Below are 12,337 nucleotides of genomic sequence, written 5' to 3'. Positions count from 1 at the left end.
TGCCAGACTCGGTCGCGCCCGCGCTGCGCCCACACCCGCTCCGCCCACCCCGACGAGGAGGTCGGTAGCCCGATGCGCCTGGAGACCCTGCTGCCGCTGGGCAAGGTCGATCCCGGGCTCCGCGCGCCCGAGACGCCGATGGACCTGGGCAGCGTGGCCGCCAACGCGGAGCTGCTCGAGGAGATCGGGTACGGCGGGCTCGCCGTCGAGGAGACCAAGGACGACCCGTTCGTCGTGCTCACCCTCGCCGCCGCCGCGACCCGGCGCCTACGGCTGTCCACCGCCGTCGCCATCGCGTTCCCGCGCAGCCCGACGACGATGGCGCTGCAGGCGTGGACCCAGCAGAAACTCTCCGGCGGGCGGTTCACACTCGGGCTCGGCACCCAGGTGCGCGGGCACATCCGGCGCCGCTACGGGATGGACTGGCACCCGCCCGCGCCGTGGATGCGCGACTACGTCCGCGCGGTGCGGGCGGTCTGGCGCACCTGGCAGACCGGCGAGCAGCTCGACCACCACGGTGAGCACTACGACCTCGATCTCATGGTGCCGCTGTTCGACGCCGGACCGATCGAGCACCCGGACATCCCGGTACACCTCGCCGCGGTCAACCCCAACATGTGCGCCGTGGCCGGCGAGGTCGCCGACGGCGTCCGCCCCCACCCGGTGTGCACCCCGAGCTACATCGCGGAGGTCATGCTCCCGGCCGTGCGACGCGGGGCCGCTCGCTCCGGCCGCTCGCTCGACGGGTTCCGCGTCGCCATGAAGCCCCTCGTCGCGTCCGCGCCCACCGAGGAGGAACTCCAGCCGAAGATCCGTGACGCCCGCGCCCGGATCGCGTTCTACGCCTCGACGCCCGGCTACCGCGCCGCGTTCGACCACCTCGGCCTGGGCGACCTCGCCACCGAAGCCAAGGAGCACTCCAAGGCCCAGCGCTGGGAGGAGCTGCCGAAGATGATCGATGACGCGACGCTGGACCGCTTCGCCGTCATCGGCACCCACGACGAGATCGGCGAGCGCCTGCTGGAGCGCTACGCCCGGGTGGTCACCGACGTCGAGTTCTCGATCGCGATCGACCCGGAGCACCGCGATCGCGATCGCGCGACCCTGCAGCGCCTGGCGTCCGTGGTGCAGGGTGCGGACGACTCGGCGGCACGGGCCGAGATTCAGGGAGAGCCGGCGGAGCTCGAGCATCCACATCGGAGGCGTTGATGTCTGACGAGGACCCGGTGCACGTCGAGACGAGCGACGGGATCACCGTCGTCACCCTCGACCGGCCGAAGGCACTCAACGCGGTGAGCCCGGCGGTCGCCGCCGCGCTCGGCACCGCGCTCGAGACCGCCGACCACGACGACTCGGTGCGCGCGATCGTGGTCACCGGCACCGGCCGCGCGTTCAGCGCCGGGGCCGACCTGAAGGCGGTCGCGCAGGGTCTGCGGCTCGATCATCCCGACCATCCCGAGTGGGGCTTCGGCGGATTCGCCCGCCACCCGCTCACGACCCCGACGATCGCCGCGGTCAACGGCCTCGCCTTCGGTGGCGGGCTGGAGCTCATGCTCGCCTGCGATCTCGCCGTCGCCGACGAGAACGCCCAGCTCGGCCTGCCGGAGGTCGCCCGCGGTCTCGCCGCCGGCGCGGGCGGTCTGCTCCGCCTGCCGCAGCGCATCCCCCGCGCGGTCGCTCTCGAGATCGCGATGACCGGCGAACCGATCAGCGCGGCGCGGGGCTACGAGCTGGGGCTGGTGAACCGCGTGGCGCCGGCCGGGACCGCCCTGGACGCGGCCCGGGCGATGGCCGCGACGATCGCCGCGAACGCGCCGCTGGCCGTGCGCGAGTCCCGGGGCCTCATGCGGCGGGCCGCGCACACCGACGAGCACGGCGACGCGGCCTGGGACGACAACACCGCCGTCATGTCCCGAGTCTTCGCCAGCGACGACGCGCGCGAAGGTCCTCGGGCGTTCGCCGAGAAGCGCTCGCCCGAATGGACCGGCCGCTGACGTCGGTGACTCCGTCGTCGTCCGGCTGACATCGGCCCGCAATACCCGTGGCCGAGGCTTCGGCTCCATGACCAGCACCGCGCCGGAACCCGTCAAGCTCACCGTCGTCGACACCACCACCGCCGCGTGGCAGGACTTCCCGGTGCCGGCGATCGGCGCGGTGCTCGAGCACGTCCCGTTGCTCGACGACCCGGACACCGGCATGCAGGTGATCAAGATGGTGTACCGCGCCGGCTTCACCAACCCCTGGCACACCCATCCGTGCGGGCACGGGATCTACGTGCTGTCCGGGACGCTGAACACCCACCAGGGGACCTACGGCCCCGGCAGCTTCGTGTGGTTCCCCGAGGGCGGGTCGATGGAGCACGGCGCGACCGATGACGAGGACTGCACCTTCCTCTTCATCACCAACAAGCCCTTCGACATCCACCACCTCCACCCGACCAACTAGCCGGGCGAGCGCGGGCGCGGGGCCACGGAGTATCCGGCGTCCGCGAGCCAGGCCCGCGCCCGGCCGACCCGGCGTTCGTCGGAGAAGGCGTGCCAGCGGGTGAAGTCGTCAGGCCACGGCGCGAGGACGTCCCGGAATCGCCGGAACGCGCCGCGGCCCTGGAGCGCGACGTCCAGGCGGTCACGACGGTCCTCGTCCGGGATCGTCTCGGCGAACCGCTGCATGTCGCGGTAGCCCGACCTGGAGCCGAGGCAGTCGAACGCGAGCCATCGCGTGGGGCCGTCGTCCTCGTCGTCCTCGTCGTCCTCGTCGTCCTCCGCGTCGAGGTCGATCTCATCCCCGAGGAAATCGGGCCAGACGACACCGGTGCGCAGGTCGATACGGCCGCCGCCGTTCGAGGGGTCTCCCTCGAGAAAGGACGAGAGCTCGTCGAGGTCGACCGGTACCGGACGCAGCAGGGGCGCCGCGGCAGTCCCGAGCCGCGCGGCGAGCTGGACGGCCAGCTCGCCGTCGCCGTCCCAGTCCCGATCCCGCAGTCTCGCGATCCACGCCTCGGCGGCCTCCTGGGCACCGGAGTTCTTCTCGCCGAGCACAGCGACCAGCCCGTCGCCGGCCAGCTGGAGGCACTCATCCGGCTCGATCTTCCGCAGCGCAGCGAGGACCGCGCGGGTGTCGCGCCGGGCGATGGCGCCTCGGAGCTCGCTCCTCGGGTCGGCGGCGTCCATGGCGGTCGAGTCTCCACCCTTGCGGTCGACGGGCGCCCCGGTGGTGGTTCACCAATACAGCGCCGTTCAGGGGGCGGGCGGGACGGCGACCAGCGTCCAGGGGCGGTTGTGGCGGGGTCTCTGGGCGGGGTCGATGTAGGTGGGTGGGGTGAACCAGGGCAGTCCGTCGATCATGTGGACGTCCCAGCCGCTGTGGTGGATCAGGGTGTGGTGGTAGCCGCAGAGAAGAACGCAGTTGTCGGGGTTGGATTCGCCGCCGTCGATCCAGTGGAGGATGTGGTGGACCTGGCAGCGGCGGGCGCGACGGCGGCAGCCGGGGTGGGCGCAGTGGCGGTCGCGGTGGGTGACCGCGCGGCGCAGCGCGGGGTTGGCGATGCGTTTCTTGCGGCCGAGATCGAGGACTTCGCTGCCGCTGCCGAGCACGAGGGGGATGAGTTCGGCGTCGCACGCCAACCGGCGGGCGGTCTCGGGGCGGATCCAGGTGTTCTCGCCGAGCAGTCCGAGGTGGCCGGTGTAGCCGACGTCGGCGTGGGTGGGCGCGTCGGAGTCAATGGTCGTGAGCGCGGCGCGCAGAGCGTCGTAGTTCAGGGTCAGGGTGAGCGCGACCCGGTCGCCGCCTTCGAGGTCGGCGCGGGTCCAGCCGGGTGGGCCCCCGGACGGGTCGGGCGGGCGCTGGGGTGCTCCCGGTGCGGGGTGGGGACCGGTCGGCTCGTCGCCCGCAGCGTCGGCCCCGTCGGCGGCGCTCTCACTCTCGCTCTCACTCTCGCCGTCGCTCTGGCCCTCGCCGTGGCTCTCGTCGCCGTCGCTCTGGCCCCCGCCGTGGCTCTCGTCGCCGTCGCCGTCGCCGTCGCCGGTGCCGTGCTGGGCGTCGGTGGCCGTGCTCTCGCCGTCGCCATCGCCGGTGCCGTGGTGGGCCTCGGTACCGGTGCTCCCGCCAGGGCTGTCGCTGGTGTTGCTGTGGGTGCGCTTCTCGGCGTCGTGGTGGTCGTCGAGGGGGAAGATGCCCCAGGTGGCGGTGTCCTCGCCGGCGCCGGAGTCGGGGCTGTCGGGGTCGGTGATGTTCAGGCCGCGGGTGATGGCTTCGGCGGCGAGGTCGAGCATGGCCTGGGCACGGCGCTCGGGCAGGGTGCGGCGGGCGTGGGAGTCGGCGCTCTCCCCGCGGGGCTGTCCGGGTTCCCGGTCGGGGACGGTGTCCGGCGGTGGGGTGGCCGTGGTCAGCGCGGTGTGCAGGGTTTCCGCGGCGGCCGGGTCGCGGTAGATGAACTTGCCGGTCAGCGAGCCGTCGCGGCGGCGTAGGTAGTGCAGTTCGTTCTCGGGTGGTGGGTCGTCGTCGGGGGCAGTGCCGTCGGGGTCGAGCAGCGCGAGGATCGCGGTGGCGGCCTGCTTGAGCGCCGCCGGGGTGTGGGTGGCGGCCAGCCCGGCCAGTTGGGTTTCGGTGACGGCGAGGACCTCGGGGTCGATCGCCGGGGTCACCGCGGCGAGGCGGCGCATGGTCGGGCGGATGACCTCGACGTGGGCGGGCCCGATGACCGCGTCGTCGACCCCGGCGGCGGTGGCCGGCAGCTCGGCCGGGATCGGGGTGCCGGTCGACGAGACCGCCGGGGCCAGCGACAGGGCGTGGCGGTGCAGCCGGAGGGCTTCGTCGGAGTTGACGCGGACTTGGTCGGCCAGCAGCCCGGACAGGCTGCGGTAGCCGCTCTCGGCGACCGCGTCCGAGGCGTGCAGCCCGTTCAACGCTCGGTAGCAGCGGGCCTGCGCCGTCCGCAGCGCGGTCCACGACTCGCTGACCTCAGCCAACGCCGTCGCACTCGCCCGCGACAACCGCCCCTCGCCGTCGTCGTCGGCGACGACGCCGGGCACTGCCCACTCCGGCGCATCCGAACCGCCATCGGGGTCACCGTCAGAGTCGCTGTCGGAAGCTCCCAGGCCGACAGGAGCGCTCTCGCCCGCGCCCACGCTCTCGGTGGTGGGGGCGTTCTCCCGGGCCTCCTGCTGGTCGACCCACGCGAGGAACCGGTCGAGCTCCTCGACCGCGAGCGGTGCCCGCTCCGGGGCGATCGAGAGGTCGAGCTCCCAGTCCTCGCCGCAGTCCGGCGGCGGGGGCAGGTGCGCGTCCCAGGAGGACGGCTCGACGGGTTCGGTCACCCATCAAGTATCGAACACACGTTCGAACGACACCAGCCGACGATCAGGGCAATTCCGACACGGCAAATGGATCACAACAGCCTGTCGATCAGCGGCATCAGTCGCACGGAACTCCTCAGACGAACCGGCGCGGCCGATGATGAGGCGGTGATCATCGCCGTCGAGGGTCCCAGCGCGGCCGGCAAGACGACCTGGTGTCACCAGCAGGAATGGCCGGTCGTGCCGGAGTACACCCCGACCGATCACGAGCCCGACGGCTCGGACGAAGAACGGCGAGCGGCGTACTGGACGGACGTCAACGTCGGCCGGTGGCATCAGGCGGTGAGGCTCGAGCAGCAGAGCCGTGTCGTGCTCTGCGACAGCGACCCGCTGAAGCTGCACTACGCGTGGTGCCTGGCGAGGGTCGGCGCCGCGCCATGGTCCAGGTTCGAGCACGAGCTGCGCCACGCACGGGCCGCGTTCGGGACCGGGCGCCTGGGCCTGGCCGACGTCGCCCTGGTGTTCATCCCCGCGCCGGAGATCCTGCAGCGGCGGTGGGCGCAGGACAGCTCGCGCCGTCGGCGGTCGTTCGGGCTCCATCAGACGCTCGGCCCGCCGCTGCGCGAGTGGTATCGCGCCGTCGAGCGGGTTGCCCCGGGCCGTGTGATCTGGTCATTCCCGTCCGACGGCGTCCGCGGCATGCCGAGCCCGCGGCCACAGCGATCCGACCCGGAACTGCTCGAGCGCATCCTGACCGCCCTCCCGGACCCCACTGAGTAGTTCCCCGCTCCCCCGACCCGGTCCACCCGAGCACCGTCCACCCCATGACCACGGTCCTGGCCTGGACGAACGTCGTCGCCCTGCTCGGCGTCGGCGGCCTGTTCCTGCTCTTCGCGCTGATCCCGTTCGCGATGGCGAACGACGACCCGCGGTGCGGCCCGCTGGTCAGGTACGGCTTCCTCCAGCTCACCGCGCTCGGCGGGATCGGCGCGTCGCTGCTGGTCGGGGCGTGGGTCGCGAGCGGCGCCGCCGACCACGACGGGTGGACGGCGGTCGGGGTCGGTGCGGCCGGGTGGGGCGTGTGGATCGGGGGCTTGGTCCTGACGATGGCCGGCTTCTTCGGCGTCGCCGCCCTCGACATGGCCGTGGCCGAGAGACGGAGACGACGCCGCACCACAACGCTGGACTGATCACCTAACGTCGGCGGGATGCCGTCGTTCGCCGATGCCAGGGCGCTCGCCGAGCTCACCCTCGCCGACCACCTGCCCGACCGCTGGCTCCACACCCAGGCCGTCGCCCGCGAGGCGATCCGGCTCGCCGCGGTGCCCGACGTCGACCGCGAACCGCTGATCACCGCGGCCGTCCTGCACGACGTCGGGTACTCCCCCGTCGTCGCGCGCACCGGCTTCCACCCGCTCGACGGCGCCCGCTTCCTGCGGACCCGCGGCTACGACCGCCGGGTGACGGCCCTCGTCGCCCACCACAGCGGCGCCGTCGTCGAGGCCCGACTACGCGGCCTCGACGCCCTGGACCAGTACGACGACGAGGCCACTCCCACCCGCGACGCGCTCTGGTACTGCGACGCCGTCCGCGGCCCGACCGGCCTACCGACCATCCCCGACGAACGCTGGGCCGAGATCCGGCGCCGGTACGGACCCGAGCACGTCGTGAGCCGGTTCCTGGACGAGGCCGAACCGCAGCTCCGCGCCGCCGTCGACCGCACTCGCGCGCGCATGGCCGCCGCCGGGATCGACCCCGTCACGACGACCCCCTGAGCCCGCCACTCTGAGCCCGCCAGCTTCACCCCGCCACGTGGCAGAGCCCCGACGATCACGCCTCGACGACGGCGGGTCCCCCACTCGACGGGGCGGGCCCGCTGCGCAGGAAGCACGCGAGCACCACGCCCACGGCGGTCAGCACCGAGGTGACGATCATGAGGTTGTCCAACGCGGTGACGAACGCCTGCGCCGAGGCCTGCTGGTAGGTCATGTAGTGCTCGAGCATCTGCGACGTGGCGGCCGCGGCACCGCCCCCGCCACCCGAACCGGAACCGGAACCGGACGACGACGCCGCCGCCGCCGCCGAGGCGGCACCACCGGTCGCGCTCGGCATCATCCCCATCATCCCGCCGGTGTCGGAGAGCTGTTGCGCCTCGCGGGAGCCGAGCAGGGCGGTCAGCGCGGCGAGGCCCATCGCGGCCGCGGTGCGCTGGGTGACGTTGTTGAACGCGCTCGCCCCGCTGACCTGGTCCGGAGGCACCGCGGAGATCCCACCGGTCATGATCGGCATCATCGCCAGCCCCATGCCGATCGCCCGGAACATCAGGATGTAGCGCAGGTCGCTCCACGACGAGTCCACCCCGAGGTCGCGCAGCATCCAGGTGCCGATGGCGAGGATCGACAACCCGATCACCGCCGGCCAGCGCGGCCCGAACCGGTCGTAGATCCGTCCCGCGACCGGCATGAGGACACCCATGACGAGGGCCTGCGGGAGCAGCAGGAGGCCGGTGTCGAATGCGCCGAGGCCCTGCGTCTGCTGCAGGAACAACGGGATGAAGAACAGCACGCCGAACAGGCCCACCGAGAGCACCGCGATGAGGATCAGCGAGTTCGTGAACGCCCAGTACTTGAACACCCGGACGTTCAGCATCGGCTCGTCGACCTCGAGCTCGATGACGACGAACAGCGCCAGGCACAGCGCGCCCACCGTGAACAGGATCATCACGGGGTAGGACGTCCACCCCCACGACTCCCCCTCGGAGAGCGCCAGGAGCAGGGAGAACAGCCCGGTGGCGATCGACACGAAGCCCAGGACGTCGAACCGCTTCCCGCGGGACCCCTTCGGCAGCGGCAGCAGCATCAGCGCCGCGATCGCGCCGATGATGCCGATCGGGACGTTGATGAAGAAGATCAGCCGCCAGTTCACGTACTCGACCAGGTAGCCGCCGAGCGTGGGGCCGACGGCCGGCGCGAACACGATGCCGAGCCCGTAGAGCCCCATCGCCGCGCCGATCCGCTCCCGCGGCACCAGGCGATAGACCATCGACAGCGCCACCACCGGGATGATCCCGCCCGGGATCGCCTGCAGGATGCGGAAGACGATCATCGAGTTGATGTCCCACGCGAGCCCGCACAGCGCCGACCCGAGGCCGAACGCGACGAGCGAGACGACATAGGCCCGGCCGAGCCCGAGCCGCTCCCCCAGCCACGCACTCGCCGGCACGATCACGCCGAGGGCGAGCGAATAGGCCGTCGAGACCCACTGGATCTGGTCGGTGGTGACCCCGAAGTCCTTCTGCATCGACGGGATCGCGACGTTCACGATGCTCACGTCGAGCACCGACATGAACATGCCGGTGACGAGGACGAGCAGGGAGATGATCCAGGGCGTCGCCGAGCCGCGTGACGGTGCCGGGGACGGCGCGGGCGGCGCCGGTGGGGCGACGGGTTCCCGGGCGGGCGCGTCGACCTGCGGAGGAGCCGGCGCGACGGCCGTGGCCGTGCCCGCGTCCTCCGCCGCCGATGTGGTCGTCATCACCGGGAGTCTGCCACCGTTTCCCGACCGGATCCCTCGCAGGCGGACTCCGTAGTCTGACCTTCATGGCCGTGAATCCCAGCGGATCGGACATGAAGGCGTTTCTCGCCGCAAATCCCGACGAGCCCGTCGTCATGCTCAACCTCCTGCGCTTCGCGGAGGGCGGAGCAGAGCGCTACGACGAATACCTCGCGCATTTCCGGACGTACGCGGAGAAGGTCGGCGCGAGCATCGTCTACTTCGGGCACGGGGCCGACGCGGTGGTCGCCGAGCAGGGTCAGGCCTGGGACGCCGTGCTGCTCGTCTCGTACCCCAGCCGTCGGGCGTTCTCCGACATGGTGCGCGACCCCGGCTACCAGGAGGGCACGCACCTGCGGACCGAGGCGCTCACCGAGGCGGTCCTGCAGCCGACGACTCCCCGCTGAGCATCGGCGCGGGATCGTCGGGCAGCGCGAGCGTCCGGCGCGCCGTCGCGCGGTGCCCCAGGAACACCGGCCGGTTCGCGTGCCCGAAGAGCAGCGGCATCAGCTCGGCCGCCTGCACCACGCCGTACCACCCCGACGCCGCCGGAGCCTCGCCGAACGTCGTCACGGGGTCCGGCCGGACGGTCGGCCCGGCGACGACGAGCGGGGTCGGGTCCCCGGTGTGCAGCACGCCGCCGGTCGACGGGGTCGCGTGGTCACCGGTGACGGCGACGACGGCGCGGTCGGCGAGATCGAGCAGGCCCGCGAGTCCGGGGTCGGCCGCCTCGAGGACCTCGAGCTTGGCGCGGGGCTCCTTGGTGTGGCCGGCCTCGTCGGTGGCCTTGGTGTGGACGTGGACGAACCGGGCGCCCGCCGCGATCAGCTCGTCGGCGACCGCCAGCCGAGCGGCCAGGTCCTCTCCCGCGTCGGCGACCGGAGCCACGTGGCGGAACGACATCCCCAGCAGCCGCGCGATCCCCCGGTAGAGCCGCGTGCTGGTGACGGCCGCCCCCGCCACCCCGGTCTGCTCGACGAAGTCCGGGAGCTCGGCCCGCGTGCCCGACCACTTCGTCGTGAGGACGTCCAGCGGCGGCCGGGCCCATCGGGAGCGGTTGACCGGGTGGTCGACCAGCGCGGCGCAGGCCTCGAGGAGCAGGGCATTCAACGTCGCCGCCGCGTCCGGTGAGCCCTCCGGAACCGTCGGCAGCACCCGCAGCCACGGGTGGCGGTCCTCGAAGAACGGGTCGGAGTCGGTGACCGCGCCGTCCGCGTGACCGTGCAGCACGAGCAGCGCCTCGCCGCGCCCGCCGAGCGGCACCAGCTCCGCCCCGTGACGCGCGACGACGGGTCCGAGCACCTCCAGCAGCGCTGACGCATCGGCCCCGTCGTCCGGGCCGACCCGCCCGGTGATCCACACCCGCCCGTCGTCGCCGACGGTCGAGGCCCGGAGCGCCGCGTGCGTCACCGCCGTCCCGAGCGGCACCTCGACGCCCGCGCCCAGCGCCTCCAGCACCGCCCGCCCGGGGAACGGCACGCCGTCGAACCCGAACATCGCCCAGTGCGCCAGCTCCGACGCGGGCGCGCGACCCCAGCCGAACGGCAGGTGCCAACCGGAGCACCCGCGCGCGGCGAGCGCGTCGAGTACCGGCGTGTGAGCCGCCTCGGCCGGCGTGCGGTCGCCCAGCTCCGGGACCGGCCGGTCGCCCAGGCCGTCGAGGACGACGAGCACGACCGGCAGCCGGTCGTCGACGAGCCGCGGCTGACTCTCCCCGTAGCCGGGCCCCGGGGTCCTCACCGCGCCGCCAGCAGGGCCCGCAGCAGCGGGACGGTCGCCCGCGGGACCGACGCGACCCAGGACCCGTCGTCGAACCCGGACCGGATGGCGGCGGCCTCGAGCTTCGTCGCCGGGTCCCCGTCGAGCACCGTCACCGCGTACCCGCCGGCCTCGAGCTGCGCCGCCTTGTCCTTCTCCCACGCCGAGTACGCGCGCACGTAGTGGTGAGCGTGCAGCGGCACGTACTCGGGCCAGAACGACGGGCGGGTGAGGTCGAACGGCACGACGACCGCGCGCTCCGCGAGGCCCGCGCCCGCGAGCGCGGCGTGCAGGAGCCGGGCCCGCTCGTAGTAGGTGAACGGGTTGGCGGCGTCGGTGTGGCGGTGCGCGGAGGTGGCCTCCTGACGGCGGGCGCCGCTGTCCGGGTTGGTGACGGCGACGACGAGCTCGTCGTGCTCGGCCAGCGCGCGGGCGAAGAGCTCCAGGTGCTGGGCGTGGACCGGCTGGAACCGGCCGGTGACGGCGGCGAGGCTCACCTCAACAGCCTCCGCGCGATCGCGTTGCGCTGGATCTCGACCGTGCCCGCCGGGATCTTGAGGTTGCGGGCCAGCCGGAAGAGCTTCTCCTCGGGCGAGCCGAGACGCAGGCCGGTGCCGCCGTGGACCTGGACCGCGCGGTCGGCCACCCGGAAGAACGCCTCGTCGTTGACCACCTTGATCAGGCTCATCAGCCGCGGCGCGTCGGGGTGCAGCGGCATCCCGTACGGGCCGCCGGGCAGCTCGTCGAGCTCGACCTGCGCGGCCAGCGAGGCGGCCCGGGCGGTGTAGACGTCGGCGTCCATGTCGGCGAGCAGGTGCTGCACCGCCTGCAGGTCGCCGATCGGCGTCCCGCCCGAGGCGCGGGTCCGCGCCCGGTCGACCGCGCGCTCCAGCAGCCATGCGCCCCACCCGGCGCACATCCCGCCCCGGCACATCCGCCGCCAGTTGATCCAGGCCATGGCCAGCGCGAACCCGCCGCCGGGCTCCCCGACGACGTTCTCCGCCGGGACGCGGACCCCGGAGAAATCCAGCTCGCCGGTCAGGCCGTCGTCGAGCATCGTCGGGATGTCCCGGCCGCGGGTGACTCCGGGCGCGCTCGCGTCGACCAGGAACATCGTCAGCGAGCGGGTCCCCGCGCCGGGCTCGGTGACGGCGGTGACCTGCAGGACGTCGGCGAAGTGGGCGTTGGTGATCCACGCCTTGTGGCCGTCCAGCACCCAGTCGGACCCGTCCCGGACCGCCCGGGTCTCCATCGCGAGCACGTCGGTGCCGACCGAGATCTCGGTGTTGGCGAACGCCGCGGTGATCTCGCCGGCCACCAGCGGGGCCAACCACTGCTCGCGCGCCGCCGGGGAACAGTGCTCGATCGCCGCGTTCGCGCCCTCGGTCCACCCCAGTGCCGCGAGCCCGAGACCGAGTCCGGCGCGGTGGTAGACGAACTCCTCGACGTGCTGCATCTCGGCGCGGGTGAAGCCGCCGCCCCCGGACGCCTCGCCGACGTGGGGCGAGTACAGGCCGGCCTTCGCCGAGCGCCGCTGGACCTCCCGGCGCGCCTCCCAGACCGCGGGGTGCATCCGCCCGGCGTCGTCGAGGCGGGGGTTGAAGGCCGAGCCGACGTCCTGCCGCGCGAGTTCCTCCTCGAGCGGCCCGACCTCGGTCGTGAGGAAGCCGGCGAACCGCTCCCGGTAGTGCTCGACGCGGTCGGTCAGGCCCGCTGCGCTCGTCATGGGTGCT

13 protein-coding genes are annotated in these 12,337 nt (G+C 73.1%); 7 read left to right on the top strand and 6 right to left on the bottom strand.

The window, feature by feature from the left end:
- Window positions 1–72: 72 nt before the first annotated feature.
- The 3 genes from LQ327_RS15745 to LQ327_RS15735 all read left to right on the top strand — a co-directional run bounded on the left by LQ327_RS15745 (window position 73) and on the right by LQ327_RS15735 (window position 2,445).
- The gene (locus tag LQ327_RS15745; RefSeq protein ID WP_230735308.1) at window positions 73–1,209 is read left to right on the top strand and encodes a TIGR03617 family F420-dependent LLM class oxidoreductase; all 1,137 of its coding nucleotides are present in this window, start codon (window positions 73–75) and stop codon (window positions 1,207–1,209) included.
- Window positions 1,209–1,994: a crotonase/enoyl-CoA hydratase family protein gene (locus tag LQ327_RS15740; RefSeq protein WP_230735306.1), complete on the top strand. Its 786-nt coding sequence runs from the start codon at window positions 1,209–1,211 to the stop codon at window positions 1,992–1,994. The genes LQ327_RS15745 and LQ327_RS15740 overlap by 1 nt, the downstream gene beginning before the upstream one ends.
- A gap of 67 nt (window positions 1,995–2,061) precedes the next feature.
- Complete coding sequence (locus LQ327_RS15735) at window positions 2,062–2,445, top strand: cupin domain-containing protein (RefSeq protein ID WP_230735304.1); 384 nt, start codon at window positions 2,062–2,064, stop codon at window positions 2,443–2,445.
- Here the strand turns inward: LQ327_RS15735 and LQ327_RS15730 are convergent.
- The gene (locus LQ327_RS15730; RefSeq protein WP_230735301.1) at window positions 2,442–3,170 is read right to left on the bottom strand and encodes a UPF0158 family protein; all 729 of its coding nucleotides are present in this window, start codon (window positions 3,168–3,170) and stop codon (window positions 2,442–2,444) included. The two genes, LQ327_RS15735 and LQ327_RS15730, sit on opposite strands and share 4 nt — an antisense overlap.
- 66 nt (window positions 3,171–3,236) lie before the next feature.
- On the bottom strand, window positions 3,237–5,315 hold the full coding sequence (locus LQ327_RS33965; protein WP_308286322.1) for an HNH endonuclease signature motif containing protein: 2,079 nt from the start codon (window positions 5,313–5,315) through the stop codon (window positions 3,237–3,239).
- Between LQ327_RS33965 and LQ327_RS15715 the strand changes: the two genes are divergently transcribed.
- Genes LQ327_RS15715 through LQ327_RS15705 form a run of 3 tightly spaced genes read left to right on the top strand, consistent with a single transcriptional unit; the run spans window position 5,277 to window position 7,069 of the window.
- Window positions 5,277–6,074, top strand: a complete 798-nt coding sequence (locus LQ327_RS15715; protein WP_230735299.1) for a hypothetical protein — start codon at window positions 5,277–5,279, stop codon at window positions 6,072–6,074. The genes LQ327_RS33965 and LQ327_RS15715 overlap by 39 nt on opposite strands.
- 44 nt (window positions 6,075–6,118) lie before the next feature.
- Window positions 6,119–6,484, top strand: coding sequence for a hypothetical protein (locus LQ327_RS15710; protein ID WP_230735297.1), 366 nt, complete (start codon window positions 6,119–6,121; stop codon window positions 6,482–6,484).
- Window positions 6,485–6,502: 18 nt separating this feature from the next.
- A complete protein-coding gene (locus LQ327_RS15705; protein ID WP_230735295.1) occupies window positions 6,503–7,069 on the top strand; it encodes an HD domain-containing protein in 567 nt (188 codons plus the stop codon).
- A gap of 55 nt (window positions 7,070–7,124) precedes the next feature.
- Here the strand turns inward: LQ327_RS15705 and LQ327_RS15700 are convergent, their stop codons facing one another.
- Complete coding sequence (locus tag LQ327_RS15700) at window positions 7,125–8,828, bottom strand: DHA2 family efflux MFS transporter permease subunit (protein WP_230735293.1); 1,704 nt, start codon at window positions 8,826–8,828, stop codon at window positions 7,125–7,127.
- Window positions 8,829–8,893: 65 nt separating this feature from the next.
- On the opposite strand from LQ327_RS15700, the gene LQ327_RS15695 reads away from it, so the two are divergent.
- A complete protein-coding gene (locus LQ327_RS15695; protein ID WP_230735289.1) occupies window positions 8,894–9,253 on the top strand; it encodes a DUF1330 domain-containing protein in 360 nt (119 codons plus the stop codon).
- On the opposite strand, the gene LQ327_RS15690 is transcribed toward LQ327_RS15695, so the two are convergent.
- From LQ327_RS15690 to LQ327_RS15680, 3 genes are read right to left on the bottom strand one after another with little or no spacing between them, the layout of a single operon-like run.
- Window positions 9,216–10,586 carry a BPG-independent phosphoglycerate mutase family protein gene (locus LQ327_RS15690; RefSeq protein WP_230735287.1) on the bottom strand — a complete coding sequence of 457 codons (1,371 nt, stop codon included), beginning with the start codon at window positions 10,584–10,586 and terminating at the stop codon, window positions 9,216–9,218. The genes LQ327_RS15695 and LQ327_RS15690 overlap by 38 nt on opposite strands.
- Window positions 10,583–11,101: an adenylyltransferase/cytidyltransferase family protein gene (locus tag LQ327_RS15685; RefSeq protein ID WP_230735286.1), complete on the bottom strand. Its 519-nt coding sequence runs from the start codon at window positions 11,099–11,101 to the stop codon at window positions 10,583–10,585. Before LQ327_RS15685 ends, LQ327_RS15690 begins: the two co-directional genes overlap by 4 nt.
- Window positions 11,098–12,330 (bottom strand): acyl-CoA dehydrogenase family protein, encoded by a 1,233-nt coding sequence (locus tag LQ327_RS15680; RefSeq protein WP_230735284.1) that lies wholly within the window; start codon window positions 12,328–12,330, stop codon window positions 11,098–11,100. Before LQ327_RS15680 ends, LQ327_RS15685 begins: the two co-directional genes overlap by 4 nt.
- Window positions 12,331–12,337: the final 7 nt, after the last annotated feature.

This window comes from Actinomycetospora endophytica, from assembly GCF_021026375.1.
Taxonomy (GTDB): Bacteria; Actinomycetota; Actinomycetes; order Mycobacteriales; family Pseudonocardiaceae; genus Actinomycetospora; species Actinomycetospora endophytica.
This window is presented reverse-complemented; position numbering and strand designations above follow the sequence as displayed.

What these genes read in the sequence shown, in the direction of transcription:
- LQ327_RS15740 (WP_230735306.1), top strand. Translation starts at nt 1,209, where the DNA reads ATGTCTGACGAGGACCCGGTGCACGTCGAGACGAGCGACGGGATCACC.
- LQ327_RS15730 (WP_230735301.1), bottom strand. Translation starts at nt 3,170, where the DNA reads ATGGACGCCGCCGACCCGAGGAGCGAGCTCCGAGGCGCCATCGCCCGG.
- LQ327_RS15680 (WP_230735284.1), bottom strand. Translation starts at nt 12,330, where the DNA reads ATGACGAGCGCAGCGGGCCTGACCGACCGCGTCGAGCACTACCGGGAG.
- LQ327_RS15735 (WP_230735304.1), top strand. Translation starts at nt 2,062, where the DNA reads ATGACCAGCACCGCGCCGGAACCCGTCAAGCTCACCGTCGTCGACACC.
- LQ327_RS15700 (WP_230735293.1), bottom strand. Translation starts at nt 8,828, where the DNA reads ATGACGACCACATCGGCGGCGGAGGACGCGGGCACGGCCACGGCCGTC.
- LQ327_RS15695 (WP_230735289.1), top strand. Translation starts at nt 8,894, where the DNA reads ATGGCCGTGAATCCCAGCGGATCGGACATGAAGGCGTTTCTCGCCGCA.
- LQ327_RS15710 (WP_230735297.1), top strand. Translation starts at nt 6,119, where the DNA reads ATGACCACGGTCCTGGCCTGGACGAACGTCGTCGCCCTGCTCGGCGTC.
- LQ327_RS15745 (WP_230735308.1), top strand. Translation starts at nt 73, where the DNA reads ATGCGCCTGGAGACCCTGCTGCCGCTGGGCAAGGTCGATCCCGGGCTC.
- LQ327_RS15705 (WP_230735295.1), top strand. Translation starts at nt 6,503, where the DNA reads ATGCCGTCGTTCGCCGATGCCAGGGCGCTCGCCGAGCTCACCCTCGCC.